Origin of the sequence: Microbacterium oleivorans (genome assembly GCF_023715745.1) — a bacterium.
Classification (GTDB): Bacteria; Actinomycetota; Actinomycetes; order Actinomycetales; family Microbacteriaceae; genus Microbacterium; species Microbacterium oleivorans_D.
On sequence record NZ_JAMBOV010000005.1, the window covers coordinates 160,600 to 187,540 of the forward strand.

At 68.6% G+C, this 26,941-nt stretch carries 26 protein-coding genes and 1 tRNA gene; 16 read left to right on the top strand and 11 right to left on the bottom strand.

What is annotated here, in order from left to right; all coding sequences use genetic code 11:
- Positions 1-21 precede the first annotated feature (21 nt).
- A complete protein-coding gene (locus M3190_RS13155) occupies positions 22-660 on the top strand; it encodes an NAD(P)-dependent oxidoreductase (RefSeq protein WP_251582436.1) in 639 nt (212 codons plus the stop codon).
- Between the two features lie 6 nt (positions 661-666).
- On the opposite strand, the gene M3190_RS13160 is transcribed toward M3190_RS13155, so the two are convergent.
- Together M3190_RS13160 and M3190_RS13165 are read right to left on the bottom strand one after the other, a co-directional pair.
- Positions 667-1,977 (bottom strand): DUF4032 domain-containing protein, encoded by a 1,311-nt coding sequence (locus tag M3190_RS13160; RefSeq protein ID WP_251582438.1) that lies wholly within the window; start codon positions 1,975-1,977, stop codon positions 667-669.
- A 79-nt stretch (positions 1,978-2,056) separates the two neighbouring features.
- Positions 2,057-3,160 carry an ABC transporter ATP-binding protein gene (locus M3190_RS13165; RefSeq protein WP_251582440.1) on the bottom strand — a complete coding sequence of 368 codons (1,104 nt, stop codon included), beginning with the start codon at positions 3,158-3,160 and terminating at the stop codon, positions 2,057-2,059.
- A 226-nt stretch (positions 3,161-3,386) separates the two neighbouring features.
- On the opposite strand from M3190_RS13165, the gene M3190_RS13170 reads away from it, so the two are divergent.
- Positions 3,387-4,364 (top strand): DsbA family protein, encoded by a 978-nt coding sequence (locus M3190_RS13170; RefSeq protein ID WP_251582442.1) that lies wholly within the window; start codon positions 3,387-3,389, stop codon positions 4,362-4,364.
- A gap of 30 nt (positions 4,365-4,394) precedes the next feature.
- Positions 4,395-4,467 (top strand) — tRNA-Thr (locus tag M3190_RS13175).
- 66 nt (positions 4,468-4,533) lie between these two features.
- Here M3190_RS13175 and M3190_RS13180 read toward each other — a convergent pair.
- From M3190_RS13180 to M3190_RS13200, 5 genes are all read right to left on the bottom strand, one after another.
- Positions 4,534-5,655 carry an acyltransferase family protein gene (locus tag M3190_RS13180; protein ID WP_251582450.1) on the bottom strand — a complete coding sequence of 374 codons (1,122 nt, stop codon included), beginning with the start codon at positions 5,653-5,655 and terminating at the stop codon, positions 4,534-4,536.
- 119 nt (positions 5,656-5,774) lie between these two features.
- The gene (locus M3190_RS13185; RefSeq protein WP_251582452.1) at positions 5,775-7,055 is read right to left on the bottom strand and encodes a hemolysin family protein; all 1,281 of its coding nucleotides are present in this window, start codon (positions 7,053-7,055) and stop codon (positions 5,775-5,777) included.
- Positions 7,056-7,117: 62 nt separating this feature from the next.
- Entirely contained in the window at positions 7,118-8,155 is a 1,038-nt protein-coding gene (locus tag M3190_RS13190) for a TerC family protein (RefSeq protein ID WP_251582454.1), read from the bottom strand.
- Between the two features lie 193 nt (positions 8,156-8,348).
- Entirely contained in the window at positions 8,349-9,251 is a 903-nt protein-coding gene (locus tag M3190_RS13195) for a hypothetical protein (RefSeq protein ID WP_251582455.1), read from the bottom strand.
- A 33-nt stretch (positions 9,252-9,284) separates the two neighbouring features.
- Positions 9,285-11,384, bottom strand: coding sequence for a S9 family peptidase (locus M3190_RS13200; RefSeq protein WP_439958036.1), 2,100 nt, complete (start codon positions 11,382-11,384; stop codon positions 9,285-9,287).
- Between the two features lie 185 nt (positions 11,385-11,569).
- Between M3190_RS13200 and M3190_RS13205 the strand changes: the two genes are divergently transcribed.
- From M3190_RS13205 to M3190_RS13235, 7 genes are all read left to right on the top strand, one after another.
- Complete coding sequence (locus M3190_RS13205) at positions 11,570-12,823, top strand: inorganic phosphate transporter (protein WP_251582459.1); 1,254 nt, start codon at positions 11,570-11,572, stop codon at positions 12,821-12,823.
- Positions 12,820-13,155: a peptidase gene (locus M3190_RS13210; protein ID WP_251582461.1), complete on the top strand. Its 336-nt coding sequence runs from the start codon at positions 12,820-12,822 to the stop codon at positions 13,153-13,155. Before M3190_RS13205 ends, M3190_RS13210 begins: the two co-directional genes overlap by 4 nt.
- A 36-nt stretch (positions 13,156-13,191) precedes the next feature.
- On the top strand, positions 13,192-14,094 hold the full coding sequence (locus M3190_RS13215; RefSeq protein WP_251582463.1) for a phosphodiesterase: 903 nt from the start codon (positions 13,192-13,194) through the stop codon (positions 14,092-14,094).
- 42 nt (positions 14,095-14,136) lie between these two features.
- Entirely contained in the window at positions 14,137-14,526 is a 390-nt protein-coding gene (locus M3190_RS13220; RefSeq protein WP_251582465.1) for a MerR family transcriptional regulator, read from the top strand.
- The gene (locus M3190_RS13225) at positions 14,523-15,506 is read left to right on the top strand and encodes an aldo/keto reductase (RefSeq protein ID WP_251582467.1); all 984 of its coding nucleotides are present in this window, start codon (positions 14,523-14,525) and stop codon (positions 15,504-15,506) included. The genes M3190_RS13220 and M3190_RS13225 overlap by 4 nt, the downstream gene beginning before the upstream one ends.
- A gap of 71 nt (positions 15,507-15,577) precedes the next feature.
- On the top strand, positions 15,578-17,035 hold the full coding sequence (locus M3190_RS13230; RefSeq protein WP_251582469.1) for an aspartate ammonia-lyase: 1,458 nt from the start codon (positions 15,578-15,580) through the stop codon (positions 17,033-17,035).
- Between the two features lie 80 nt (positions 17,036-17,115).
- Positions 17,116-17,559, top strand: a complete 444-nt coding sequence (locus M3190_RS13235; protein ID WP_251582471.1) for a DUF4190 domain-containing protein — start codon at positions 17,116-17,118, stop codon at positions 17,557-17,559.
- A gap of 55 nt (positions 17,560-17,614) precedes the next feature.
- Here the strand turns inward: M3190_RS13235 and M3190_RS13240 are convergent, their stop codons facing one another.
- Positions 17,615-18,484: a fumarylacetoacetate hydrolase family protein gene (locus M3190_RS13240; protein ID WP_251582472.1), complete on the bottom strand. Its 870-nt coding sequence runs from the start codon at positions 18,482-18,484 to the stop codon at positions 17,615-17,617.
- Positions 18,485-18,558: 74 nt separating this feature from the next.
- On the opposite strand from M3190_RS13240, the gene M3190_RS13245 reads away from it, so the two are divergent.
- The 5 genes from M3190_RS13245 (at position 18,559) to rpsO (ending at position 22,937) form a co-directional block, all read left to right on the top strand.
- On the top strand, positions 18,559-19,716 hold the full coding sequence (locus tag M3190_RS13245; protein ID WP_251582480.1) for a PrsW family intramembrane metalloprotease: 1,158 nt from the start codon (positions 18,559-18,561) through the stop codon (positions 19,714-19,716).
- Between the two features lie 222 nt (positions 19,717-19,938).
- Positions 19,939-20,502 carry a YceI family protein gene (locus M3190_RS13250; RefSeq protein WP_251582488.1) on the top strand — a complete coding sequence of 188 codons (564 nt, stop codon included), beginning with the start codon at positions 19,939-19,941 and terminating at the stop codon, positions 20,500-20,502.
- A gap of 41 nt (positions 20,503-20,543) precedes the next feature.
- A complete protein-coding gene (locus M3190_RS13255; protein WP_251582490.1) occupies positions 20,544-20,912 on the top strand; it encodes an FKBP-type peptidyl-prolyl cis-trans isomerase in 369 nt (122 codons plus the stop codon).
- Positions 20,913-20,991: 79 nt separating this feature from the next.
- The gene (locus tag M3190_RS13260; protein ID WP_251582492.1) at positions 20,992-22,542 is read left to right on the top strand and encodes a M15 family metallopeptidase; all 1,551 of its coding nucleotides are present in this window, start codon (positions 20,992-20,994) and stop codon (positions 22,540-22,542) included.
- A gap of 125 nt (positions 22,543-22,667) precedes the next feature.
- The gene (gene rpsO, locus M3190_RS13265; RefSeq protein ID WP_018187174.1) at positions 22,668-22,937 is read left to right on the top strand and encodes a 30S ribosomal protein S15; all 270 of its coding nucleotides are present in this window, start codon (positions 22,668-22,670) and stop codon (positions 22,935-22,937) included.
- 82 nt (positions 22,938-23,019) lie between these two features.
- Here rpsO and M3190_RS13270 read toward each other — a convergent pair whose 3' ends face one another.
- Entirely contained in the window at positions 23,020-24,030 is a 1,011-nt protein-coding gene (locus tag M3190_RS13270) for an isopenicillin N synthase family dioxygenase (RefSeq protein ID WP_251582494.1), read from the bottom strand.
- A gap of 59 nt (positions 24,031-24,089) precedes the next feature.
- Positions 24,090-24,599, bottom strand: coding sequence for an Lrp/AsnC family transcriptional regulator (locus M3190_RS13275; protein ID WP_251582496.1), 510 nt, complete (start codon positions 24,597-24,599; stop codon positions 24,090-24,092).
- Positions 24,600-24,718: 119 nt separating this feature from the next.
- Between M3190_RS13275 and ald the strand changes: the two genes are divergently transcribed.
- Positions 24,719-25,816: an alanine dehydrogenase gene (gene ald / locus M3190_RS13280; RefSeq protein ID WP_251582498.1), complete on the top strand. Its 1,098-nt coding sequence runs from the start codon at positions 24,719-24,721 to the stop codon at positions 25,814-25,816.
- Here the strand turns inward: ald and M3190_RS13285 are convergent, their stop codons facing one another.
- Complete coding sequence (locus M3190_RS13285) at positions 25,817-26,941, bottom strand: acyltransferase family protein (protein ID WP_251582500.1); 1,125 nt, start codon at positions 26,939-26,941, stop codon at positions 25,817-25,819.

Here is a 26,941-nt window from a genome sequence, read left to right on the forward strand (position 1 = left end):
CCGACAGCGAAAGGACACCCCATGACCCGTATCGCCGTGATCGGTGGCACCGGCTACGCCGGCAGCCACATCCTCGCCGAGGCCGTCGGCCGCGGCCACACCGTCGTCTCCGTCGCCCGCAAGGTGCCGACCGAGCGGGTCGACGGTGCCACCTACGTAGAGGGCACCCTCCTCGACGCGCCCGCTCTCGTCGCGGAGCTCGAGGGTGTCGAGGTCGTCGTGTTCGCGACGTCTCCGCGTGGCGACATGGTCGGCAAGATGCGGGATGCCGTCACCGAGGTCATCCGCGATCTGCCGTTGTCCGTACGCGTCGGTATCATCGGCGGCGCCGGCGGCAGCCTGGTCGCGCCCGGCGGTCCTCGCGTCATCGACAGCGGCTTCCCCGAGGAGATCAAGCCCGAAGCCATGGAGGCCATCGGGATCCTCGAGGACCTCCAGGCCGACACCACCGGGCGGGAATGGTTCTACATCCACCCCGCGGGCGGGTTCGGCGCGTGGGCGCCGGGGGAGCGGACCGGGTCGTACCGCGACGGCGGCGAGGTCATCGTCACCGACGAGAACGGCGAATCCTTCATCTCGGGTGCCGACTTCGCGATCGCCGTGCTGGACGAGATCGAGTCGCCGAAGCACCGCAACGAACGGTTCACCGTCGGCTACTGAGCCCGTTCAGACGAGGTCGCGCCAGTCGACCTGATCGTCCTCGTCCTCGTCGGGCAGCGGGAGGTCGGCCGTCACGACCGGCACCGCCATCGTCTCCGTCGGCGGCCCCATGACGGTCGCCTCGTCGCGGCGGTGACGGAGGACGTCGTCGATGTACGACGAGAGCACCTCGGCGATCGGGATGGACTTCCCGCGCGCCTGCGACATGTACCACCGGTGCTCGAGCACCTGATGGAACACCTCGGCGGGCTCGAGCTTGGCGCGCAGCTCCCACGGGATCGCCTTGACGACCGGCTCGAACACGCGTGTGAGCCACTCGTGCGCGACCATCTCCTCATCGCTGCCCAACCGCGAGACGCGGGCGGCGAACTCGTCCATGTCGTTGAGCAGGCGGCGAGCCTGGTTCTCCTCCACGTCGAGCCCCGTCAGCCGCAGGAGGCGGCGCTGGTGGTGGCCGGCATCCACGACCTTGGGCTGGATGAGCACCTTCGTGCCGTCCGCGGTCTCGTCCATCGACATCTCGCCGATGTCGAAGCCGAGGCTGTTCAGGCGCTGCACGCGTTCGGTGATGCGCCAGGTCTCGTTCGCTGCGAACGTCTCCGTCTCGGTGAGCGCGCTCCACAGGGAGCGGTACGACGACATGATCCCGTCGGCGATCGCGACCGCGTCCACGCCGCCCTCGAGGCGACCGCCAGCTTCGAGGTCCATGATCTCGCCGGCGATGTTCGTCCGGGCGACGTCGAGGTCGTGCTCGCGCTGACCGCGGGTCAGGCCGCCCTCGTGGAGTTCGCCCGTCTCGGCATCGACCAGGTAGGCGGCGAACGCCCCGGCATCCCGTCGGAAGAGGGTGTTCGACAGGGACACGTCGCCCCAGAAGAAGCCGACGTTGTGGAGCCGCACGAGCAGCGCCGCCAGCGCGTCGACCAGACGGGTCGCGGTGTCGGGCCGCAGCACCTGGGTGAACAGGGCCCGGTAGGGGAGCGAGAAGCGCAGATGCGCCGTCACGAGGGCTGCGGGAAGGGGCTCGCCCTTCGGTGTCCGTCGCCCGTCGATCACCGCGACCCGGCTGACGCAGGGAACATCGAGCCGGCCGAGGGAGCCGAGCATCTCGTATTCGCGGCGGGCCATCTCCGCCGTCGTCTCCTTGACGGCGATGACCCTGCCCGACAGGCTCGCGAAGCGCACGAGGTGTCGCGACAGGCCCTTGGGGAGGGAGACGATCGCGTCGCTCGGCCACTCGCCGAGCGGTGTCGACCACGGCAGGGCGAGGAGCCCTGCGTCGACGCTGCTGGCGGTGATGCTCAGGGAATGGACCACGCGGTGACCTCCGGCTGACGCGCCGCGGCGCGGGAGGTCCGGAGACCTTCCCGCGCCGCGGTCCTGCTGATGATGACGATCAGGCCGAGACGACCGGCTTGTCGTTGAGGCGGTCGCCCGACTCGAGGTCGAACGCGTGGACGTGACCCGGCTTGGCGGCCAGGGTGACCGTCTCGCCCGCGTTCGGGTGGTTGCGGCCGTCGACGCGGGCGACGACGTCGGTGCGCTTGCCGTTGATCTCGGTGTGGCCGTAGAGGTAGCCGTCCGCGCCGAGCTCCTCGACGAGGTCCACCTGGACCGCGAGGCCGCGGCCGTCGGCGGGGCCGACCTCGATGTCCTCGGGACGCACACCCACGGTGACCTGGCTGCCGTTGGCGCGGCCGACGGTGTCGCGGTCGAGCGGGACGACCTCGGTGCCGAACTGGATGCCGCCCTCGGCGAGGTCCGCGGGGAACAGGTTCATGGCGGGCGAGCCGATGAAGCCGGCGACGAACACGTTGTTCGGCTTCTCGTACAGGTCGCGCGGGGTGCCGACCTGCTGCAGGATGCCGTCCTTCAGGACCGCGATGCGGTCACCCATCGTGAGGGCCTCGGTCTGGTCGTGGGTGACGTAGACGGTGGTGACGCCGAGGCGACGCTGCAGCGACGCGATCTGCGTACGGGTCTGGACGCGGAGCTTCGCGTCGAGGTTCGACAGCGGCTCGTCCATGAGGAAGACCTGGGGCTGACGGACGATGGCGCGACCCATGGCGACACGCTGACGCTGACCACCCGAGAGGGCCTTGGGCTTGCGGGTCAGGTACTGCTCGAGGTCGAGGAGCTTGGCGGCTTCGAGGACGCGAGCGGCGCGCTCCTCCTTGCCGACACCGGCGATCTTGAGCGCGAAGCCCATGTTCTCGGCGACGGTCATGTGCGGGTACAGCGCGTAGTTCTGGAAGACCATCGCGATGTCGCGGTCCTTCGGCGGGACGTCGGTGACGTCGCGATCGCCGATGCGGATCGAGCCGGAGTTGACCTCTTCGAGACCCGCGAGCATGCGGAGCGAGGTGGACTTACCACAGCCGGACGGGCCGACCAGGACGAGGAACTCGCCGTCGGCGACCTCGAGGTTGAGCTTGTCGACCGCGGGGCGGGTTCCACCGGGGTACAGACGGGTTGCGTTGTCGAACGTGACGGACGCCATTGTTTCTTCTCCTTCACCGGCAGGTACGTGCCGGACGATCCGTAGTGAAGCGAGCGGGGACGACCCCGCACACCCGCCATCGGGTGCGTGTTCAGTATGGCACGGGTGCGGCGTGCGGGGGGATGCGGTCTCGTCAGCCTTTTTCCAGCGCGTCTGGCTAACATCGGACCGTGCGCCACCCCCGAGCGCCGGGCCGTTCGGCCACCACAGATCTTCCCGAGGTTCCATGTCCACCGATTCCGGCGACACTCCGTCATCCGCGACCGACCGCCGCGAGGCCGTACGCGAGAAGGCGCAGCGCGTCCATGTCCGTCAGTCGCGCGCACGCATCGCGCGACGTGTCTCGCTGGGCGTGCTGGCCACCGCTGCCGTCGCGGCCGTGGCGATGGTGGTCGTGTGGTCGGTCACCTCGACGATGGGCGGCCGTGACCTGACACCGAGCACGGCGACCTCCGACGGCTTCGCCGTCAGCGACGTCACCGGGGTCTCGGCGGACCAGGGTGTCATCGACGAGAGCGCCGTCGAGGCGACCCCGGGTTCGGACAAGGCGGCGACGCCGGCACCCACGGCATCCGCCACGGCTGCCCCCGTCGACATCCGCGTCTACGTCGACTACCTCTCGCCGGGGGCGCGCGAGTGGCAGCTCGCCAACGTCGACCAGCTCACCACGTGGGTGGATCAGGGCGCGGCGACGCTCAGCTACCACCCCGTGTCGATGCTCACGGCGAAGTCGAACGGCACGAAGTACTCGCTCCGCGCCGCCGCTGCGGCGGCCTGCGTCGCGACGCACGACGAGAGCGTGTTCTTCGCGTACAACACCGAGCTCCTCACGCGGCAGCCCGCGATGGACACCGACGGGTTCTCCGACGTCGAGCTCGCCGATCTCGCGCAGGCCGTGGGCGCGAGCGATCCCGAGAAGCTGCGATCCTGCATCGAGGACGGCGACTTCACCGAGTGGGCGAAGGATGCCACGGAGCGGGCCATCGCCGGCATCCCCGACACGGACGGTCTGGAGCTCACCGGGACGCCGATGATCCTCGTCAACGGCCAGCCCTACATGGGTGCGTTGTCGGATGCCGCGGAGTTCTCGCAGTTCGTGCTGACGAGCGCCAGCGACGCGTTCTACACCGAGCAGACCCCGACTCCCACGCCGACCACACCCGCAGAGACGTCGACGCCGACGCCGACCGAGCCTGCGGAGTGACGGCCGCGGCCCGGATAGACTGGGCCTTCTGCCGGCTTGGCGCAATTGGTAGCGCACCGTACTTGTAATACGGGGGTTGCAGGTTCAAGTCCTGTAGCCGGCACTCCGACTGTGCGTCGTGTCGTCCTGTCGAGACGGAGGTCGCAGGTTCGCGTCCTCGAGCATCCGCTCACGAAGCGTCGACGGCCTGTGCTTTCGCCTTCGCGTGCTCGCGCCGCAGGCGCAGGCGCAGGAACGGGCGCTCGACGAGCCAATACGACGCCTCCGCGGCCAGGAGCAGCGCGACGAGGCCCCCGAGAGTGAGCCCGCCGAACCACGTCGTGTTGTGGTTCGTCATGAACAGCTGCTGATACAGGTACAGGCTGTACGAGATCAGACCGACGTGCACGACGGGGCGCCAGTTGAGGAACCGTCCGAAGGGCGATGCCGGTGCTCGCATCATCCACACGATGACGAGCGCCACGGCGAGAGCGTCGCCGACGTACCCGACCGTGTACATCCACACGCCTTCGAGCCGCGACGTCAGGGCCCACGACAGCGGGAGCCACACGACGACCGCCCACTGCAGGTGGCGGGCGAACACCCAATCGGTGAGGCGCTCGAACCAGCGTTCTCCCGCGCCGTAGGCCAGGAGGCATCCGATCATCAGCGCGTCCGCCCGGGTGTGGAACATGTACGTCACCCCGCCTTCCGGCACGAACGGGAGGAGGTAGGTCCCGATGCGCACGAACGGCGAGATCAGGACGCCGACGACCAGGACCTTCACGGCGACACGACGGGGCATGAGGATGACGGCGAGCGGCCAGAGGACGTAGAACTGCTCCTCGACGCTCAGCGACCAGGTGTGCCCCGTCCACCATGCACCGTCGAGCGGCCAGTAGTCCCGCAGGAAAAGGGCCGGACTGATGATGTCGCGCGGCCCGACGCCGTCGATCACCCCCGTCGCCACGAGGACGACGACGACCCCGAGGAAGACGAACAGGGCGGGCAGAATGCGGTAGGCACGTCGGCGGTAGAACCCGGCCAGCGAGATGCGCCCGGTCTTGCCTCTCTCGCGCAGGAGCAGTGTCGTGATCAGGAACCCGGACAGGACGAAGAACGCCTGCACGCCGAAATACCCTCCGGGCAGATTCGCCCGGAGGAACGTCACCAGGTCCGTCTGCGGAAGTGTGACCGCGCCATGACCCCAGATCACGCAGAGCACCGCCAACGCGCGGATCCCGTCGAGCGACGGGATGGTGCGAGCGAGCGCCGGATCGGTTGCGCGCCGGACGGTCGACGTGCTCGTCATGTCTTCCCCCAAGAAGTCGCGAGCAGCGCAGGTCCCCACCGCGCTCAGCTCGTCTAGGGGATGACGCTACCCGCTCGCTCGACCTTTCGCGAGGGTCGAGCGAGCCGGGCGGCTCCGGCTCAGGCGACCGGCGTCTCGGCCTCGCGAGGCGTGACGCGGACCTCGGCGATGCGGCGGCGATCCATGGCGGTCACCTGGATCGTCGCGCCGTCGACCTCGATCGTGTCGCCCACGACCGCGAGGCGGCCGAGCTGCTCGGTCACGAATCCGGCGACGGTGTCGGAGGCGCCGCGGGGGAGCGTGATCCCCGTCGCCTCGGAGAAGTCCTGCAGATTGAGGCGCCCGTCGATGATCTCGCGATCGCTCACGGGAGCGACCGCGGCGTCGTACTCGTCGAAGATCTCACCGACGACCTCCTCGACGAGGTCCTCGAGGGTCACGATGCCGTCCGTGCCGCCGTATTCGTCGACGACGACCGCGATCTGATGTCCCTCCGCCCGCATCTTCGTCAGTGTCGGCAGGACACGCGCCGTCGACGGGAAGTACGGGATCGGCCGGACGATGCTCGACAAGGGGGCCGCCGCATCCGAGGCCGCCTCGAACAGGTCGCGGACATGCACGAAGCCGACGATGTCGTCGATGGACGTGTCGGCGACGGGATACCGCGAGAACGGCAGTTCGTGCACCGCAGAGATGGCCTCGCCGATCGTCGCGCTGTCGTCGAGGGAGGTGACGTCGGGGCGCGGCCGCATGACCTCGCTCAGCTGACGCTCGCGCAGCGAGAGGACGTCCTCGAGGATGCGTCGCTCGTCCTCGGGGAGACCCTCGTGGCTCGCGACGATGTCGCGGACCTCCTCGTCGGTGAGCTCCTCGCCGGTCTTGTGCGGGTCGCCGCCGAGCAGACGCACAAGGGCGTTCGTCGACACCGACAGCAACCAGATGACCGGTCGCATGACCTTCGCGAACCCGTCGAGGACAGGCGCGACGACGTAGGCGAACTGGGCGTTCCGCTGGATGGCGAGCCGCTTCGGCACGAGTTCCCCGAGCACGAGCGACAGGTAGGCGATCAGCAACGTGAGAATCAGCGTCGCGATCGTCAGGGCCAAGCCCGGATCGGCGCCCCAGGATTCGATGAGCGGCGCCACCGACGGTGCGATGGAGGTCGCACCGTAGGCGGCGGATGCGAACCCCGCCACCGTGACGCCGATCTGCACCGCGGAGAGGAACGTATTGGGGTTCCGGGCGAGGCCCGCGACCTTCTCGCCGCGCTTTCCGCGCGCGGCGATCGCGTTGATCTGGCTCTCCCGCAGGGTCACCAGCGCCATCTCGGTCGCCGCGAACACCCCGCCCACCAGGACGAACACCACGACGAGGGCGATGTTCAGTGCCAGATCGTTCATCGGATCACTCCGACGGGTCCGGTCTCATCGGTGGGCGGGATCCTATGATCGCTGTCCATCGGTCAGCGGTGCTCCTTCGTCTCTGCGGGGGAGGGGGTCGTGGTCGGTGCGCCGGCGGCGAGCTCGCGGTCTCGGTCGCGACGCGTCTTGGCGAGGCTCGCCACCGTGGCCACGACGATAGTGGCCGCGATGAACAGGAGCGAGAACCAGATCGGGATCTCGGGAGCCCACAGCATCGGCTCGCCCCCGTTGATGAACGGCAGCTCGTTGACGTGCATCGCGTGCAGCACGAGCTTGACACCGATGAAGGCGAGGATGACGGCCAGGCCCTGCGCGAGGTAGACGAGACGCTCGAGCAGACCGCCGATGAGGAAGTACAGCTGACGCAGGCCCATGAGCGCGAACGCGTTCGCGGTGAACACGATGTACGCCTCGTTCGTGAGGCCGTAGATCGCGGGGATCGAGTCGACGGCGAAGATGAGGTCGACGAAACCGATCGCGATGATGACGAGCAGCATCGGGGTGACGAACCGCTTGCCGTTCTTCTTCACCGTGAGCTTGTCGCTGTTGTACTCGTCGCTGACGGGGAGGATGCGGCGCACGAACTGCATGAACTTGCCGTTGGCCGGGTCGGACTCACCGTGCGCGAACGCCTGACGGTAGGCGAGGAAGAGAAGCAGCAGACCGAAGATGTAGAAGATCCAGGAGAAGTTCTCGATGAGGGCGGCACCCACGGCGATGAACGCACCGCGCATGATCAGCGCGATGACGATGCCGATCATCAGCACCTTCTGCTGGTACTTCTTCGGCACCGCGAAGCCCGTCATGACGATCAGGAACACGAAGAGGTTGTCGATGGACAGCGCCTTCTCCGTCAGGTAACCCGCGAAGTACTCGCCGGAGTAGACCCAGCCCCACCCGGGGATGATGCCGATGACGACACCGAAGATCAGCGCGAGACCGATGTAGAAGGCGGACCAGCGAGCGGACTCGCCGACCGACGGCTCATGCGGCTTGCGGACGTGTGCGAAGAATTCGTAGACGAAGAAGGCGATCGTGACGGCGATCGTGATGCCCCAGACGAGAGGGGTGATTTCCACAGGAGTCTCCTCGATGGCGTGAACGGACGACGCCAGAGTCTTCTCCATCCCGATTGCTCGGGACCGGTGGTCCGGGATGCGTCTTCACACCCGTAGTGACGAACCGACCGTCGTGGAGTACTCCCCCTGGGAATCAAAATGCTACGGGATCCAGGCGACCGAAACTGACAATTGCCTGACGCAGCCGCTCGTGCTAGCCGCGGGACGGCTCCTTGATGTCGTCGCTCGCGTAGGGGGCCGGGGCAGGGGCGTGCGCGTACGGGATGAACCAGCTGGCGAAGTCCAACGGAGGTGTCGCGGTGGCGGCATCCCGCTTGCTGGTCGCATCCTGGTCGACGAAGAGGGATTCCGCATCGAGATCCTGGAACAGCACGGTGTCCAGGTGCTCGCGCCAGCCCTCCGGGAGGTCGCCGGTGAGTCGCTCGGCGCTGCGTGCCGCCTCGTCCAGCACGAGCTTCAGCGCCAGCTCATGAGCCACGGTCGGCGGGTACACCGGCGAGGCGCTCAGTCGAGAGGTCACCTCGATCGTGGCGGCGAGGAACTTCTGCGCGAACGCCCGGTCGTAGTGCGTGGCGTACTGCGGAGGCAGCTGCGAGATCACATGCGTCTCCCGCCAGGCGGATCGGTCGTCGGCCGCGTCCGCGAGCTGCCGCACGTCGTCGAAGAGGCAGTCGACGACCAGGACCGAAGCGTTCCAGACGAGACCTTTGATGATCGTCCGCTGACGCAGCTCGGATGCCGTGGCCTCACTCGTCGAACCGCCGAAGAGCTCGTCGAGCGCCCAGTCGATGCCGGCCAGGCGCGCGCCGGCCCGGGCGACCCGCGCGGTGTCCGACGAGCCCTCGGGAAGGGTCCCCGACGTGCCCTGCCACTCCGAGTCCACGATCGAGGAGCTCGTGGACGCGATCCGCACCAGATGCTGGGCCCCGTCGGTCACGGACACCTCGATCAGCGACAGCAGTGCGTCCTCGGCATCCAGCGATGACGCGGACATGCGTGACGCATCATCCACTCCGCTGACGAGGTCGTCGGGGTGCGCGCATACGAGGTCGAGATCGATACGGACCGCCGCGCGGTAGCGAGGAACGGGTGCCATGGGGGCATCGTACCCACGGCCCCGCTTACGGTGTCAGTCCGACTCGACGAGTCCCAGGACGTCGAGGAGCCAGGCCAGCTCGAATGCGCGCTCACGCCAGGAGTTGTACCGCCCGCTGACACCACCGTGACCCGCGACCATCTCGCACTTGAGCAGCGCGTCCGCACCGACCTCGCGCAGGCGCGCGACCCACTTCGCCGGCTCGACGTAGAGGACACGCGTGTCGTTGAGCGATGTGACGGCGAGGATGCGGGGATACCGGACACCCGCCTGCACGTTCTCATAGGGGGTGTACGACTTCATGTAGGCGTAGACATCCGCGTCGTGGAGGGGGTCGCCCCACTCGTCCCACTCGATCACGGTGAGGGGCAGTGACGGGTCGAGGATCGTCGTCAGCGCGTCGACGAACGGGACGCCGGCGAGGACGCCCGCGAACAGGTCGGGGGCGAGGTTCGCCACCGCCCCCATCAGCAGACCACCGGCGGAGCCGCCCTCGGCGACCAACCGGTCGGGGGAGGTGTAGCCCCCGGCGACGAGGTGGCGCCCCACCGCGACGAAGTCGGTGAAGGTGTTGCGCTTGTGGAGCAGCTTCCCCTCCTCGTACCACTGACGTCCCATCTCGCCGCCGCCGCGGACGTGGGCGATCGCGAAGATCACGCCGCGGTCGAGCAGCGTCAGGCGGGCGACGGAGAACCCGGGCTCGATCGAGTGCTCGTACGAGCCGTAGCCGTAGAGGTGCAGGGGTCGAGGCGACGATGCGGGCTCGCCGAACGAGCGCTTCCAGACGAGCGAGACGGGGATGCGCGTGCCGTCGTCGGCGGTCGCCCAGACCCGCTCCTGTCCATAGTCGGTCGACTCGTACCCGCCGAGGACGGGCTGACTCTTGCGCAGCAGGAGCTCGCCGGTCGCCACGACGTAGTCGTAGACGGTGCCGGGTGTCACGAACGACGCGTAGCCGAGGCGGATGACGGGCGGTGCCCACTCCGAGGACCCGCTCGCACCGACGGCGTACAGCGGCTCCTCGAAGGCGATCTCGGTGACCGCGTCGGTCGCATAGTCGAGGATCCCGACCCGGGCGAGTCCCTCCCGGCGGTACTCGACGACCGCCCAGTCGCGGTAGGCGGACGCATCGAGCAGCCGGCGTCCGGGCTGGTGCGGCAGCACCACGTGGCGCTCGCCGGTCGGATCGGATGCGGAGACCCGCACCACCTCGAAGTCGAGGGCGTCGTCGTTGTGGAGGATGTACAGCACGTCCTCACCGTCCACGACCGCGTGTGTGAGCGAGTACTCGACCCCTTCGCGGCGCGGCCACACCGATCGCGGCTCCGCCGTGAGGTCGTCGGCGGGGACGAGGAACTCCTCCGAGGTGATGGAGGATCCCACCCCGATGACGAGGTAGCGGTCACTGCGCGTGAAGCCCGCGCCGACCCAGTACCGCTCGTCGGGTTCGGTGAAGATGACGCGATCGGATGCCGCATCCGTCCCCACTTCGTGCAGCCACACGGTGTCGGGACGCCACGCGTCGTCGACCGTCGTGTAGACGACGTGACGGCCGTCGGGGGAGAAGACCGCCCCGGAGAAGGTGTTCTCGATCACGTCGTCGAGATCGTCGCCCGTCTCGAGGTCGCGGATCCGCAGGGTGTACCGCTCATCACCGGAGACGTCGACGCCGTAGAGCATGCGCGCGCCGTCGTTCGATACGTCGAGGCTGCCCAGGGAGAAGAACTCGTGTCCCTCCGCTTCGACGTTTCCGTCGAGGAGCACCTGCTCGCCGACGACCTCGGCGTCCGGGGAGAGCACGGGGGGCGTCCAGTCGGCGACGTCCGCGATCGGAGCGCGGCAGTTGATGCCGTACTGCTTGCCCTCCACGGTCCGCCCGTAGTACCACCACTGCCCACGGCGCGACGGCACGGAGAGGTCCGTTTCGAGGGTGCGGCCCTTGATCTCCTCGAAGATCGTCTCGCGCAGCCCCTCGAGGTGCGCCGTGCGGCCGTCGGTGTACGCGTTCTCCGCTTCGAGGTGCGTGATGACGGTCTCGTCCTCCTTTGCGCGCAGCCACTCGTACGGGTCCGAGACGGCGTCTCCGTGGTGCGTGCGGGTGAACGGGCGGCGGTCGGCGACGGGCGGTGTCACGGCTTCGGAGGTCACCCGACCACGCTAACCGACCCTCGCGGGCGCGCGCGGGTTATGCCATGGCGGATCGTGTGCGAGGATTTCCCAGGCCCGATTGAACCCCTGGTGACGTCTGGGTGAACTTTTCGTTCGCAACGCCGATCGCCGCGGCACCCGTTCCCCCGATTCCCGACGGAAAGCGAACTGTGGAGACCGCAGCCCTCATCGTCGTCCTGGTCATCGCACTGGCACTCTTCTTCGATTTCACCAACGGCTTCCACGACACGGCGAACGCGATGGCGACGCCGATCGCGACCGGCGCGCTGAAGCCCAAGGTCGCTGTGCTCCTGGCCGCCATCCTCAACCTCGTCGGAGCGTTCCTGTCGACCGAGGTCGCCAAGACCATCTCGGGCGGCATGATCCGCGAGGATCAGCTCTCACCCTCGATCTTCCCTGCGATCATCTTCGCCGGCCTGATCGGCGCCATCACGTGGAACATGCTCACGTGGCTGCTCGGCCTCCCCTCGAGCTCGTCGCACGCGCTCTTCGGCGGGCTCATCGGTGCGACCATCGTCGGGGCGTCCGTCAGCGCGATCAACGTCGGTGTCGTCCTGTCGAAGGTCGTCCTCCCGGCCCTGATCGCGCCGCTGACGGCGGGCATCATCGCGTTCGCCGCCACGAAGATCGCGTACGCCGTCACCCGTCGATACGACAACAAGCCGGACGGCCGCGACGGCTTCCGCTGGGGACAGATCTTCACCTCGTCGCTCGTCGCCCTCGCGCACGGCACGAACGATGCGCAGAAGACGATGGGCGTCATCACTCTCGCTCTCATCACGGTCGGATGGCAGACGCAGTCCGAGCCCGAACTGTGGGTCATCTTCGCCTGCGCCCTCACCATCGCCCTGGGCACCTACATGGGCGGATGGCGGATCATCCGCACGCTCGGCAAGGGTCTGACCGACGTCAAGCCCGCCCAGGGCTTCTCGGCGGAGGCGTCGACCGCGTCGACCATCCTCGCCTCGAGCGCTCTCGGCTTCGCCCTGTCGACGACGCAGGTCGCGTCGGGCTCCGTGATCGGGTCGGGACTCGGCCGTCGCGGATCGAGCGTGAGGTGGCGGACCGTCGGCCGGATCACGGTCGGCTGGGTGCTCACGCTGCCGGCAGCCGGCGTCGTCGGCGCGCTCGCGGCCCTCCTCATCGTGGGGCTCGAGAACATCTTCGGCGAGGGTCCGGGCGAGCTGATCGGCGTCATCATCGGCGCCGTCGTGGCTGTCGCGGTCGTCCTCGCGATCTTCCTGCGGTCGCGCCGCAACGAGGTCACCGCGGCGAACGCGATGAGCAGCGAGGTGGCCGATTCGGGTGCCGCCGTCGACCTGACGGAGGAGCCGCCGCCCACGCGACGTCAGCAGCGCGTCGCCCAGTCGGCATCCGCGTCCGACGAGGAGGGGACCCGATGAGCGTCGACGTGAACTGGCTCGCCTTCGTCCAGGTGTTCGTGGCGGCACTCCTGGCCGCCTCGACGGTGGTCGCGTTCTACGCGATCGGACTCCGACTGCTCGTGCGGGCCGGTCGGGTTCCGGTGGTCATCCCGGCGACCTTCACCGACGCCCTCACGGTCATGACTCCGAAGGAGCAGAAGCGCGCCGCCAAGGCGGCCAAGAAGGCCGCGAGAAAGAACCCGCTGAGCCCGGTCCAGAAGCGCATCGCGCTGATCGGCGCGTACGCCGCGTTCGCGGTGTGCGGGCTCGTCGTCCTGGGCGGGCTCCTCCTGATCCTCTTCAACCACTGAGCGCGTCCGTCCGCGGCCGTCAATAGGCTGGGCCGCATGCAGCCCGTCTCCTTCGGCCGCCACGCGCCCGCCTCCCGCACGATCGTCCACCTGAGCGACACCCATCTGCTCGCGGGCGACCGTCCGCTGGGCGGCACCTATGACTCCACGGGCGGTGTCGCGGCGGCTCTCGCCGCCATCGAGCGCACCGGCATCCGTCCCGACGCCCTCGTCGTCACGGGTGACCTCACCGATCTGGGTGAGCCGGCCGCGTACCGCCGACTCCGCGAGCTCGTCGAACCGATGGCCGCCCGCCTCGGCGCGCCGGTGGTGTGGGTGGCGGGCAATCACGACGAGCGGCCCGCCCTGCGCGAAGGACTGCTCGACGAGGCGGGCTCCGAGGCCCCGGTGACCGCCGTGCACGACCTCGACGGACTCCGACTCGTCGTGCTCGACTCCACTGTCCCGGGCTGGCACCACGGGCTCGTCGACGCGGCGCAGCGCGACTGGCTGCGCGAGGTGCTCGCCGAGCCGGCGCCGCTCGGCACGCTGCTCGCCCTGCACCACCCGCCCATCCCGAGCCACATCCCGTTCTTCGACATCCTCGAGCTGCAGGAGCAGGACGAACTGGCCGACGTCCTCGCGGGCACCGACGTGCGCGGCATCCTCGCCGGTCACCTCCACTACTCGACGTCGGGGACCTTCGCGGGCATCCCCGTGAGCGTCGCATCGGCCACCTGCTACACGATGAACCTGCAGCGACCAGCCACCGAGGTGAACGGGATGGATGCCGGTCAGTCCTTCCATCTCGTGCACGTCTACGAGGACACGATCACCCACACCGTCGTACCGGTCGTGGAGGCTCCGACGGGTGACTACTTCTCGGCGGAATGGGTGGCCCGGATGGCGGCCCTGACGCCCGAGGAGCGACTCGAGGCGTTCTCCCGTAAGCCTGTGTGAGCCTCTTGACTTCGAGCGCACTCGAAGTCCTACCGTGAGGGCATGTCCCTCCTCACCACCTCCGCGGGCGCATCGATCGCCGAAGCGGCTGACGCCACGGGCGTCAGCGCGCACACCCTCCGCTACTACGAGCGCGCGGGACTGATGCTGCAGCCCGTGGACCGGACCTCCTCCACCCACCGGCGCTACTCGGATGGGGACCTCGCATGGATCCGCTTCCTCACGCGGCTGCGGTGGACGGGGATGCCGATCGCCACGATGCGTCGCTACACGGAGCTCGTGCGCGAGGGGGACACGACGATCGCGGAGCGGCGCAGACTGCTCGTCGAGCACCGGGAGGCCGTCCGCCGCCGGCTCGAGGAGGTCACGATGAGCCTCGCCGCCATCGACCACAAGATCGACATCTACGACAAGGAGATCACCGCATCATGAAGACCACCACACTCGGCGCGAACGGTCCCGAGGTCGGCCGCGTCGGCCTCGGGCTCATGGGCATCAGCGCCTTCTATACGGGCGCCGGGCAAGACGACGCCGGCGGAGCCCGCACGATCCTCGGCGCGTTGGACCGCGGCGTCACCTTCCTCGACACGGCGGAGATCTACGGCCCCTACGCCAACGAGGAACTCCTGGGACGCACTCTCGCCGAAACCGGACGGCGCGACGAGGTCGTGATCGCGACGAAGTTCGGGACGATCCGCCACACGGCGGGCGACGAGCCCGGCCTCGACGGCAGCGCCGAGAACGTCCGGCTCTCCGTGGAAGGGTCGCTCCGCCGGCTGCAGACCGACCGCATCGACCTGTACTACCAGCATCGAATGGACCCGGCGGTCCCGATCGAGGAGACCGTCGGCGCCCTGGCCGAGCTCATCAGCGAGGGGAAGATCCGCGCCTACGGGCTCTCGGAGGCTTCCGTGGCGACCATCCGACGCGCTCACGCCGTGCACCCGGTGACCGCTGTCCAGACCGAGTACTCGCTCTGGACCCGCGATCCCGAGGCTGAGCTGCTGCCCGTGCTGCGAGAGCTCGGCATCGGCTTCGTGCCGTACTCGCCGCTCGGTCGCGGTTTCCTGACAGGTCAGATCCGTTCGGTCGACCAGCTCGACGAGAACGACTTCCGCCGGAACAACCCCCGGTTCGAGGGCGACGCGCTCGCCGCCAATCTGCGGATCGTGGAGGTGATCGAAGGCGTCGCGCGGGATGCGGACGCGACACCGGCGCAGGTGGCGCTCGCCTGGCTGCTCGCGCAGGGTGAGGACATCGTGCCGATCCCGGGTACCCGCAAGCTCGAGCGTGTGGACGAGAACATCGGCGCCACCGAACTCGCGCTCTCGGACGACCAGGTGCGTCGACTGAGCGAGGTGGCGCCGCCCGTCGGAGATCGGTACGCCGACATGTCGAGCGTCAACCGCTGAGGTGCGCGGGGTGCGGGGATAGGCTCGTCCTATCCCTACCCCCCCACCCCGTGACCCACAAGGACACCGCAATGGCATCTGACGCGATGACGCGTACCGAGACCGACTCCCTGGGATCGAGGGAGATCCCCGCCGACGCCTACTGGGGCATCCACACCGCCAGAGCCCTCGAGAACTTCCCGATCTCGATGCGACCCATCTCGGTCTACCGCGACCTCGTCGTCGCTCTCGCGATGGTGAAGCAGGCCTCCGCCCGCGCCAACAAGGAGATCGGCGTCCTCGAGGCATCCCGGGCCGACCTCATCGACCACGCGGCCCAGCGTGTCATCGACGGCGAGTTCCACGACCAGTTCGTCGTGGGCGTCATCCAGGGCGGCGCCGGGACCTCGACCAACATGAACGCGAACGAGGTCATCACCAACATCGCGCTCGAGATGGCCGGCCGCGAGAAGGGCGACTACGCCTTCCTCTCGCCCATCGACCACACCAACCGCAGCCAGTCGACGAACGACGTGTACCCGACGGCCATCAAGGTGGGTCTCGGCCTCGACCTTCAGTCGCTGCTCGAGGAGCTCGACCTGCTGCGTCAGGCCTTCCTGAAGAAGGCCGACGAGTTCCACGACGTCCTGAAGGTGGGGCGCACCCAGTTGCAGGATGCCGTGCCCATGACGCTCGGGCAGGAGTTCCACGGTTTCGCCACCACGCTGGGGGAGGACTACCACCGTCTGCGCGAGAACGCCTACCTCCTCTACGAGATCAACATGGGCGCCACGGCCATCGGCACCGGTATCACGACGCACCCCGACTACTCGGGCGCGGTGCTGCGCCACCTGCGGGAGGTCAGCGGTCTCGACCTCGAGACCGCGGAGGACCTCGTCGAATCGACGAGCGACACCGGCGCCTTCATGTCGTTCTCCTCGTCCCTCAAGCGGAACGCGATCAAGCTCTCGAAGATCAGCAACGACCTGCGGCTGCTCTCGAGCGGCCCCCAGGCGGGATTCGGCGAGATCAACCTGCCGCCGCGGCAGGCGGGATCGAGCATCATGCCCGGCAAGGTCAACCCGGTGATCCCCGAGGTCGTGAACCAGGTGGCGTTCGCCGTCGCGGGCGCCGACCTGACGGTGACGATGGCCGTCGAGGGCGGCCAGCTGCAGTTGAACGCCTTCGAGCCGGTGATCGCGCACTCGATCTTCCAATCGATCACCTGGATGCGGCGCGGCATGCGCACGCTCCGCGTCAACTGCGTCGACGGGATCACCGCCAACCGGGAACGCCTGGGGACCATGGTCGGATCCTCGGTCGGCGTCATCACCGCGTTGACGCCCTTCATCGGCTACACGGCGGCCGCCGCGCTCGCCAAGACCGCTCTGCTCACCAAACGCAACGTCGGTGACCTCGTCGTCGAGGCGGGCCTGATGTCGCGCGAAGAGGTGGACAAGCAGCTGTCCCCGGCACGCCTGTCGGGGCTGCAGGCGGTCACCCGCGCCATCCCCGTTATCACAAAGCCGGGTGACGTGGAGCAGCACTGATTGCCGGTTGTCTGGGAGAACGGTGAACGCTAGCGTCGGGGTCGTAATCCCGGCCGATGACCGACCAGAAGGACACTCCCATGACTGATCCCAACCAGCCGAACTCTCAGAACGTCCCGCCCGCGCCGCCGGCCTACGAAGCTCCTGCCTACAACAACGCTCCGCAGTACAACGGCGCTCCCTCGGGCGGCTCGACGCCCGGTCGCACGATGGCGATCGTCGCCCTGATCCTCGCGATCATCCCCGGTACGCAGCTCATCGGTCTGATCCTCGGCATCATCGCCCTCGTCCAGAGCCGCAAGGCGGGTGTGAAGAACGGTCTGGCGATCGCCGCGATCATCGTGAGCATCGTGCTGATGATCATCGCGATCATCATCATCGTCGCCCTCGTCTCGGCGCTCGCCGGTGCAGGCGGCGACCTCGTCAATCAGGTGAACGCGTGCATGGAGGACCCCTCCGGCACCGTCACTTGGCAGGGCGTCACCATGTCCTGCCAGGAGCTGTTGGAGCAGAGCGGGTACTGAGTCCCCGCACAGTGGGCCCCGGATGCGCGGCATCCGGGGCCCTCTGTCGTCCGCGTCAGTCGGTGATGCGGCAGAACGTCGTCAGCTCGCCGATCCCGTCGATGCCGACCGTGACGGTCGAGCGGTCGCGGAGGAATATCTGCGGATCGCGGGAGTAGCCCGCGCCCCCGGGGGAGCCGGTGGAGATGAGGGTGCCCGGGAGCAGGGTCGCCGACCGCGACAGGTAGGACACGAGTTTCGCGACGGGGTGGATCATCTGTCCCGTCGAGGCGTCCTGGACCGTCTGCCCGTCGACCACAGCCCAGATGTGCAGATCCTGCGGATCGGAGATCTCATCAGCCGTCACGACGAACGGGCCCGTCGGGGTGAACCCGTCGAACGACTTGCAGCGGGACCACTGCGCCTCCGAGAACTGGATGTCGCGCGCCGTGATGTCGTTGACGACTGTGTACCCCCATACGTGGTCCAGAGCGTCCTCGAGTGCGACGTCGCGGGCGGCGGGACCGATGACGACACCGAGCTCCGCCTCGTAGTCGACCGACTGGCTCAGGGAACGGGGCCAGCTGGTGGTCTGCCGGTGCCCGCCGAGCGAGCCGGGCCAGAGGGTGAAGATCGTCGGCGCGGCATCGGCCTTGAGGCCGAGCTCGCTGGAGTGGGCGGCATAGTTCAAGCCGACGGCGATCGTGACGGGGGTGTCGAGGATCGCGGACGCGAACACGGGGGAGCCGAGCGGCATCCACTCGACGTCGGTCGCGGAGGCCGCCTCGCGGACCCGGTCGAGGAGGGGGTCGCCTCCTTCGACGAGCGGCTGCAGACGCGAGGGTGCACCGTCGAACAGTCGCGACACGATCGTGGCACGATCCTCTTCGACCAGGACCAGCTGCGGCTCGTCGACTCCGTCGGGGACAACGTGGGCGAAGCGCATGCCCCCAGGCTATCGCCCCGGTGCGCGGCGATGCCCCGCGACGACCCGCGACGACCCGCCCCTAGGCTGAGCGCATGACGTTCCCGTCGCCGCTTGCGCAGCCGACCCACTCGACGCCGGCTCCGCCGCCGCCGGCCCCGCCGCGCCCGGAGCTTCGTGTCCCGGCATCGACCGGCGGGCGGATCGTGCTGTGGCTGGCGGCGATCGTGCTCGGCTTCATCGCGCTCGGTCTCGCGGCCTACTTCCTGACCTTCCTCGGCCCCGTGGCCGCGGTGCTCGCAGCGATCCTGGCGTTGATCCCGTTGACCCTCGTGCTCCTCGCCATCCGCATCGTCGACCGCTGGGAGCCGGAGCCGAAGGGGCTGGTGGCCCTCGCGCTGGCGTGGGGCGCGGTGGGATCCGTCGCGATCGCGCTGGGTGTGGATCTCATGGTCGGTCTGGTGGTCCCGGAGGTCCCCGAGACCCTGTCGGCCGTTCTGCAGGCGCCGATCGTCGAAGAGCTCGCCAAGGGCGCTGGTGTCCTCCTCATCTTCGTCGCCGCGCGCCGCGCTTTCGACGGACCGGTCGACGGCGTCGTCTACGGCGCACTCATCGGTGCGGGGTTCGCCTTCACCGAGAACATCCTCTACTTCGCCGACAGCCTCATCACGGGAGGCGTCGAGAGCGCCGCCTACACGTTCTTCCTGCGCGGCGTCCTCTCTCCGTTCGCCCACGTCATGTTCACCGCCGTCACCGGGTACGCGCTCGGCCGAGCCGCACGGAAGGGGCTCCGTGGCGGAGCGGGCAGCGGTCACTGGATCGTGGGTGTCGGCGGTGCGATCGCCCTCCACGCGCTCTGGAACGGCTCCGCTGTCTTCGCGGACTTCTTCGCGCTCTACGCGATGCTCCAGGTCCCGCTCTTCGTCCTGTTCGTCGTGGCGGTGGTCCTGCTCCGTCGCGAGGAGGCGCGACTGACCCGTGTGCGACTCGGCGAATACGCGGCGGCCGGGTGGTTCTCCGCCGGTGAGGTCGACATGCTCGCGACCCGCGCGGGTCGTGCCCGAGCCGTCGCATGGTCGCACACCCTGCCGGGGGACCGGTCCGCCGCCATGCGGCGGTTCATCGCCGAGGCGACGTCCCTGGCAGCTGCCCGCCAGCGCGTGGTGACCGGCCGCGACCCGGACGCGGCGGCGGACGAACGCGTGTACCTCGAGCGCGCAACACGCGCTCGCGCCGACGTCCTCGCGCGCTGACCGCGGGCATCCGAGAAAAGACTCAGCGCCCGGTGCCGCGGCGATGCCTGCGAGTCTTCCGGGCGCTGAGTTGGCCTGGAAAAATGATCCCGCTCCCGTCCGGCGCTGTCAAGAGTGCTCGCGGCGCGACGATTTTTGTATTCATGGGAATAGGGTCGGATGCGGCGACGTTTCGCCTTCACGACCGCCGGAGCACTCCGGACCTCCAGACGAAGGACCACCATGACCGATTCCACTGCGACCCTCGACATCCCCGGCTACAAGGCGGGGACCTGGATCCTCGACGCCTCGCACAGCGAGGTCGGTTTCAGCGTCCGCCACATGATGATCTCGAAGGTCCGCGGCCACTTCAACGTCAAGGAGGCGATCCTCGTCGCCCCCGAGAACCCGCTCGAGGCCACCCTCGAGGCCAAGGTCGACGCGTCGTCCCTCGACACGAAGGACGAGGGCCGCGATGGTCACCTCCGCAGCGCCGACTTCTTCGACGTCGAGAACTACCCCGAGATCACCTTCACCTCGACCGGCGTGCGCGTCGAGGGCGGCGACTTCCTCGTCGACGGTGACCTCACGATCAAGGACGTCACCAAGCCCGTCACCTTCGAGGTCGACTTCGGCGGCTTCGGCACCGACCCGTGGGGCAACTACAAGGCCGGCGCGACCGCGAAGACCGTGATCAACCGCGAGGACTTCGGCCTGACCTGGAACGCGGCGCTCGAGACCGGTGGCGTGCTCGTCGGCAAGGACGTCACCATCGAGCTCGACCTGCAGGGTTCCGTCCAGGCCTGATCCGCTTTGACCACGGAATGGACCTCGGCTTGGATGGACTCATGACTGCAGACCGCACCAAGCCCGAGATCGACGCCCCCGAGGGGCCCGCACCCGCCGACCTGGTCGTGCGCGACCTGATCGAGGGGGATGGCGCCGAGGCGAAGCCGGGCGACACCGTCACCGTCCACTACGTGGGTGTCGAGTACACCACCGGCGAGGAGTTCGACTCGTCCTGGAACCGCGGCGAGAGCATCCAGTTCCCCCTCCGCGGGCTGATCCAGGGGTGGCAGGACGGCATCCCGGGCATGAAGGTGGGCGGTCGGCGCGAGCTCGTCATCCCGCCGCACCTCGCCTACGGACCCGCCGGTGGGCACTTCCTCGGTGGCAAGACGCTGATCTTCATCATCGATCTGCTCGACGTCGCCTGAATCGACACCGCGACGTGTGGCCCGACCGGTCTCCGGTCGGGCCACACGTGCGTCCGGCTCCTGCCCTATGGTGGGCAGCATGGGGAACGTCGGCCTGCGGGCGCGATCGATGGCGGTGCTCGCCGCCGTACTGGTGGTGCTGACAGGCGTCCTGACGCCGGGCGTGGCGACCGCGCAGACCTCGACGTCGAGCAGCGGACCAGCCGCGTCGGCAGCGACACCGACGCCGACACCGACGCCCGCACCCACACCCACACCCACGGAGACCCCCGCCCCTCCCATCACGGTGCACGGCTATTACCGCACCCCGTGGACCACGGACCCGCGGATCTATCGGACCCGCACGGACGGCAGCGTCACGGCGCTCTCGAGGGAGCAGTGGAAGGCGGCGGGCAGCCCGCGCCTCCGCATCCTCCCGGTGGAGTACGGTCGGGCGACCTGGTCGCCGCAGGTCTACGCGCTGATCATCTGGCCCGACGGAGGCGACGACCGCCGCGTCGACAAAGTCGTCGCGCTGGACCGCGCGTCGTTCGTGAGCGCCGGCTCCCCGAAGGTTCGCCTGATGGGCCACGTGCCGACCACGCGCTACCTGCGCTACCAGTCCGGGCCCGGGGACCTGTACGCCCGCACACCCGACGGCAAGACCAAGAAGATGACGTCCGCCGAACGGTCCGCAGCCGGGTCTCCGCGCGCCGACCGGGTCATCGCAGGCGGCTGGTACCGCGCGGTCTGGTCGCCAGCCGTGCATTTCGTCCGGCCCGATGGCTCCCACCGTGTGATCACCGCGGACGAATACCGGCGCGCGGGAAAGCCGCACGTGGCTCGAGCCCCCGTGGTCTACGCGAAGACGTCCTGGTCGCCGGTGGTCTACGGGCTCGTCTCCTGGCCGACGTCCGACACCGATCGGACCGTGGACACCGTCGAGGCGCTCAGCGCCGCCGAGTTCGCGCGCGCAGGGCGACCGAAGGTGACCGTCCGGCCGCGCATCCCCGGCGATTCGTTCGTGCGCCTGTCGACCGGATCCTCGATCCTGCACCGTATGAAGGGCTACTTCTCGCCTGTGACGACGGCCCAGTGGCGATCCGCTGGGTCGCCGAAAGTGACGACGGTCGCCCCGGCGAAGCCCATGCACATCCGCGGCATCCTGATCGTCAACAAGTCGATCCCGCTCCCGTCGTCCTATGGGAACGGCCTCCGTCCGGAGCTGACGAGCGCGTGGTCCAGGATGCGGGCCGACGCGAAGAAGGACGGCATCTCGTTGTCGATCATCTCGGGCTTCCGCTCCTACGCCTCGCAGCAGAGCGTCTTCGCGAGCAAGGTGCGTCAGCACGGCAGGGCGGAGGCCGAACGGCGTTCGGCGCGCCCCGGTCACAGCGAGCACCAGACGGGGCTGGCCATCGACGTCAACTCGATCTCGCAGTCCTGGGGCGAGACCCGCGCCGGTCGATGGGTGGCGGCGAACGCTCACCGGTACGGCTTCATCGTCCGGTATCCCAAAGGCAAGGAGAAGGTGACCGGGTACCGGTGGGAGCCCTGGCACCTGCGATACGTCGGCACCGGAACGGCGACGCACCTGAAGAAGACCGGACTCACCTTGGACGAGTACCTGGGTGTGACCTCGCGCTACTGACCGCGCGCGGTGGGGCGGGCTCCCGTCGTGTAGACTCCTGTGGTTGCCGTTCGATCGGCCGCGGATAAAGAGAGCCCACGCATCAGGCGTCGGGCGCCGCGCAACGAAGAGGAAGGGGATCACCTATGGCACTGGAAGCAGACGTCAAGAAGGCGATCATCGAAGAGTACGCGACGCACCCCGGTGACACCGGATCCCCCGAGGTGCAGGTCGCGATGCTGACGCAGCGCATCAAGGACCTCACCGAGCACCTCAAGGAGCACAAGCACGACCACCACTCGCGTCGTGGGCTGTTCCTGCTCGTCGGTCAGCGCCGCCGTCTCCTGGGCTACCTCCAGGACGTCGACATCAACCGTTACCGCTCGCTCATCGAGCGCCTCGGCCTCCGTCGATAAGGCATCGCACCCAGCGTTCAATCGCGCAAAACATTCTTGAGAAGGCCGCCCCACGGTGTGGGGCGGCCTTCATCGTTCCGGCTCAGGCGCGCGCGGCGACGAGATCCGGATGCCAGATCGCGGCGACGTCCGGGTGCGCCCGCAGTCGCGACTTGAGGGCGTTCTCGCCGTGCAGGCCGTGGATCGGATTCCGAGGGTCCTGCGACACGCCGCGCGCCTGCGCGGCCAGTTCGGCAGGCAGTTCGATCGCCGGCAGTTCGGCGTCCAGCGACGGGTTGAAGAAGAACGGGACCGAGATGCGGTCCTCGGGCGCGCGCGGCGAGACGACGCGGTGGTGGGTGGCGGTCAGATAGCCTCCGGTCGCGTGCTCGAGCAGCTCGCCGATGTTGACGACGAAGGAGCCGGGAACAGCGGGTGCGTCGATCCACTCGCCGTCGCGCTCGACCTGCAGGCCCCCCTTGCCGGGCTCCACCCAGAGCAGCGTGAGGACACCGGCATCCTTGTGCGCGCCGACGCCCTGCTGGGGCTCAGGTGCGGTGGAGCCCGGGTACCGCACGATCTTGAGCAAGGTCTGGGCTTCGCCGAAGTGGTCGTCGAAGTAGGTGGCCGGTGCCCCCAGGGCTTCGGCCCAGGCGCGCAGAAGCGTGCGGGCGACCTCGGAGAGGATCGCCGTCCATTCCTCGGCGATCTCGCGCAGCTCCGGCTGCGCGCTCGGCCACAGGTTGGGTCCGACGAGCGCGGCGTAGGCCGGGGCACCCGGATCGGTGATGGCGGGACGTTCGGGTCCGATGTCGATCTGCTCGCGCCAGTCCACAAGGCCCTGCGTGCGTTCGCCGCCGATACGCGTGTACCCGCGGAAGTGCGGGCTCTTCACATTCTCGATCTCGAGCTTCGCCTCGTCGGGGAGCGCGAAGAACGTGCGGGCGGCGCGGTGGAGTCGGTCCTCGAGTTCGGGGGAGACCCCGGTCCCGGTGAGGTAGAAGAATCCGACTTCGTGGGTTGCCCGGCGCAATTCGGCGCGGAACGTCGACGCGGCATCAGGACCCTGATGGAGCAGGGAGAGGTCGAGGACGGGGAGGGTCTGGGCGGACATGGTCCGAGGATAAGCAGGGGTCCCGCAGGCGGTCGTCAATGTTGCAGGTCGTTACCGGGTCAGTGGAAGGGGGCCGCCACGCGGTTGCGGTGGTAATCGAAGATGATGCTCGTCCGGGTGTTCGCAACGCTGCGCTGGGCGGAGAGGTGCTCCACGACGAAGGCGCGCACCTCGCTCGAGTCGGCAACCGCGATGTGGATGAGGAAGTCGTCGGATCCGCCGAGGAAGAACATCTGGATGACCTGCGGCAGGCCACGCACCTCGTGCGCGAACTCCGTGATGCTCTCGTGCCGTGACCCCGGTCGGAGGGTCACGTGGACGATCGCCTGGAGTCCGGCGCCGACCACGCGTTGGTCGACGCTTGCGTGGAACCCCGTGAGGACGCCGCGGTCCACGAGTGCGCGCGTGCGAGCGTGGGCGGTGGAGGGCGCCACACCGACACGCGCGGCGAGTTCCGCATTCGTCAGGCGGGCGTCGACGGCCAGCGCGTCGACGATCGACCGGTCGACGTCGTCGAGCATCACCGGTGGCCGAAGATCCTTCGTCGCAACGTGCTCCACGTTCGTCATTTCGCTCCTCTGGGAACTGATCTGAACATCTTCACCGAGGGATCTTCGTGTGTCACGCGATCGTAACGAATGATCTGCAGGATGAATCCACATCACTCGCAGACGAGGAGCGTGGCGCCATGCGCATCGGGGTCCCCACTGAGATCAAAAACAACGAGAACCGGGTGGCGATCACCCCCGCCGGGGTGGACGCTCTGGTCGCTCGCGGCCACGAGGTCCTCGTGCAGGCCGGCGCCGGAGCCGGATCCCGGCTCTCGGACGAGGCCTTCGCGGCCGCCGGCGCGAGGATCACCCCCGACGCCGCGTCGACCTGGGATCAGGCCGAACTCGTGGTGAAGGTGAAGGAACCCATCGCCGCCGAGTACGGCCACCTGCGCGACGATCTCACGCTGTTCGCCTATCTGCACCTCGCCGCAGACCGGCCGTTGACCGAGGCGCTCATCGCCGCCGGGACCACGGCGGTCGCGTACGAGACGGTGCAGGCCGCGGATCGATCGCTGCCGCTGCTCTCGCCGATGAGCGAGGTCGCGGGGCGCATCTCCATCACCGTCGGCGCCCACACGCTGATGAGCGCGGCCGGTGGGCGCGGAACGCTTCTCGGCGGTGTCGCCGGAACGCCGAAGGCGAAGGTCGTCGTCATCGGCGGGGGCGTGGCCGGCGAGCACGCCGCCGCGAACGCGCTCGGGATGGGTGCCGACGTCACCGTCATCGATGTCTCCCTGCCGCGACTGCGCGAGCTCGAGAAGCGTTACGCCGGCCTCCACACCCGTGCGTCGAGCCGCTACGAGATCGCGGAACAGGTGGCATCCGCCGATCTCGTCATCGGGTCGGTCCTCATCCCCGGTGCTGCGGCGCCGAAGCTCGTGACACTCGACATGGTGGCGGGGATGAAGGCGGGTGCGGTCCTCGTCGACATCGCGATCGACCAGGGCGGCTGCTTCGAAGGGTCCCGCCCGACGACGCACGACGACCCGACCTTCGCCGTCCACGACGCCGTCTATTACTGCGTCGCCAACATGCCCGGTGCCGTGCCCGAGACCTCCACGCGCGCGCTGACCAACGCGACGCTGCCGTTCGTGACGGCCCTCGCCGACAAGGGGTGGGATGCCGCGGCCGCGGCCGATCCGGCGTTGGCGAAGGGGCTCAACGTGCGCGCGGGGCACGTCACCAACGACGGTGTCGCCGCGGCGTTCGGGTTGCCCTCCGCGCCCGCCTGATCAGGCGCTCGGTCGTGCACCGCCCGGAAGGGGCGGTCGGCGCGATCCCGTCGGGTCGTTGCGGCGCTCGTCGCTCCGAGTGAGGACGGGGTCCGCGAACAGCCATCCCGGGCGCGGCTCGATGAGCGGGCGGAAGATCCGCCGGACGGGTCGCGACGCCAGGAGCACCGTGATCGCCACCGAGAGCAGCGACACGAGCGGGAGCCACAGCCACGTCGGGTCGAGACCTCGCAGGACACCCGACTCCCGGAAGGGGTAGAGGACGAAGGAGTGCAGGAGGTAGACGTACATCGTGTACCGCCCGACCGTCGTCCAGCGGTACTCGCCGCGGGGGATGAGGACGAAGAACGACACGCTGAGCACCAGTGCCAGGGCCATGAGGAGCAGGCGGACGCCGCCGGCCCACCACTGCCATCCGACGAGATCGACGTAATTCTCCTCGTAGAAGAGCCACTGGCTGAGGTTCATCTCCTTCAGGGGCGTGACGAACGCCCACGCACACAGGCCTGCGATGACGAGGATCGCTGCGGCGGCGATCCGCAACGAGAGCCTCCGCTGTTGCAGGAGGCCGTGGCGTTCGAGGACCCGGTGGTGGCTCAGCCACCACCCGAGCGTGAAGAAGGGCAACAGGCCCAGCGTGCGTGAGAGCGACAGTGTGGCGTCGACGTTGGGGAAGTAGCCGACGGTGATCGAGATGACGAGCGTCCACAGCAGCGGCATCCGGAGCAGAGAGAGGTACGGCAGCACGAGCCGGAAGATGGCGAGGGCGAGCAGAAACCACAGGGTCCATGACGGCTGGGTCAGGTTCGGGTTGGCCTGCCCCTCGACGAGGAACTTCGTGAGAGTCCACAGCCCCTCGAAGATCACGTACGGCACGACGATGTCGGTGATGAGGCGGGTCATGCGTCGTCTGCTGGGCGGGTCGGAGCGGGAGAAGTAGCCCGAGATGAGCGCGAACGCCGGCATGTGGAACGCGTAGATGAGGTAGTACAGGCTCTGCGCGATGTCCGAGTCGTACGTGAGCCGCTGGATGGCGTGCCCGAGGACGACGAGGAGGATGCACGCGGCGCGGGCGTTGTCCCAGATGGGGATGCGGCGTGTGCTGCCGGAGGCGGCGGTTCTCAT

Excerpts from the sequence above, each read along its gene's own strand:
- M3190_RS13155 (WP_251582436.1), top strand. The coding sequence starts at position 22 with ATGACCCGTATCGCCGTGATCGGTGGCACCGGCTACGCCGGCAGCCAC.
- M3190_RS13165 (WP_251582440.1), bottom strand. The coding sequence starts at position 3,160 with ATGGCGTCCGTCACGTTCGACAACGCAACCCGTCTGTACCCCGGTGGA.
- M3190_RS13170 (WP_251582442.1), top strand. The coding sequence starts at position 3,387 with ATGTCCACCGATTCCGGCGACACTCCGTCATCCGCGACCGACCGCCGC.
- M3190_RS13180 (WP_251582450.1), bottom strand. The coding sequence starts at position 5,655 with ATGACGAGCACGTCGACCGTCCGGCGCGCAACCGATCCGGCGCTCGCT.
- M3190_RS13185 (WP_251582452.1), bottom strand. The coding sequence starts at position 7,055 with ATGAACGATCTGGCACTGAACATCGCCCTCGTCGTGGTGTTCGTCCTG.
- M3190_RS13195 (WP_251582455.1), bottom strand. The coding sequence starts at position 9,251 with ATGGCACCCGTTCCTCGCTACCGCGCGGCGGTCCGTATCGATCTCGAC.
- M3190_RS13210 (WP_251582461.1), top strand. The coding sequence starts at position 12,820 with ATGAGCGTCGACGTGAACTGGCTCGCCTTCGTCCAGGTGTTCGTGGCG.
- M3190_RS13215 (WP_251582463.1), top strand. The coding sequence starts at position 13,192 with ATGCAGCCCGTCTCCTTCGGCCGCCACGCGCCCGCCTCCCGCACGATC.
- M3190_RS13220 (WP_251582465.1), top strand. The coding sequence starts at position 14,137 with ATGTCCCTCCTCACCACCTCCGCGGGCGCATCGATCGCCGAAGCGGCT.
- M3190_RS13225 (WP_251582467.1), top strand. The coding sequence starts at position 14,523 with ATGAAGACCACCACACTCGGCGCGAACGGTCCCGAGGTCGGCCGCGTC.
- M3190_RS13230 (WP_251582469.1), top strand. The coding sequence starts at position 15,578 with ATGGCATCTGACGCGATGACGCGTACCGAGACCGACTCCCTGGGATCG.
- M3190_RS13235 (WP_251582471.1), top strand. The coding sequence starts at position 17,116 with ATGACTGATCCCAACCAGCCGAACTCTCAGAACGTCCCGCCCGCGCCG.
- M3190_RS13240 (WP_251582472.1), bottom strand. The coding sequence starts at position 18,484 with ATGCGCTTCGCCCACGTTGTCCCCGACGGAGTCGACGAGCCGCAGCTG.
- M3190_RS13245 (WP_251582480.1), top strand. The coding sequence starts at position 18,559 with ATGACGTTCCCGTCGCCGCTTGCGCAGCCGACCCACTCGACGCCGGCT.
- M3190_RS13250 (WP_251582488.1), top strand. The coding sequence starts at position 19,939 with ATGACCGATTCCACTGCGACCCTCGACATCCCCGGCTACAAGGCGGGG.
- M3190_RS13255 (WP_251582490.1), top strand. The coding sequence starts at position 20,544 with ATGACTGCAGACCGCACCAAGCCCGAGATCGACGCCCCCGAGGGGCCC.
- M3190_RS13260 (WP_251582492.1), top strand. The coding sequence starts at position 20,992 with ATGGGGAACGTCGGCCTGCGGGCGCGATCGATGGCGGTGCTCGCCGCC.
- rpsO (WP_018187174.1), top strand. The coding sequence starts at position 22,668 with ATGGCACTGGAAGCAGACGTCAAGAAGGCGATCATCGAAGAGTACGCG.
- M3190_RS13270 (WP_251582494.1), bottom strand. The coding sequence starts at position 24,030 with ATGTCCGCCCAGACCCTCCCCGTCCTCGACCTCTCCCTGCTCCATCAG.
- M3190_RS13275 (WP_251582496.1), bottom strand. The coding sequence starts at position 24,599 with ATGACGAACGTGGAGCACGTTGCGACGAAGGATCTTCGGCCACCGGTG.
- ald (WP_251582498.1), top strand. The coding sequence starts at position 24,719 with ATGCGCATCGGGGTCCCCACTGAGATCAAAAACAACGAGAACCGGGTG.
- M3190_RS13285 (WP_251582500.1), bottom strand. The coding sequence starts at position 26,941 with ATGAGAACCGCCGCCTCCGGCAGCACACGCCGCATCCCCATCTGGGAC.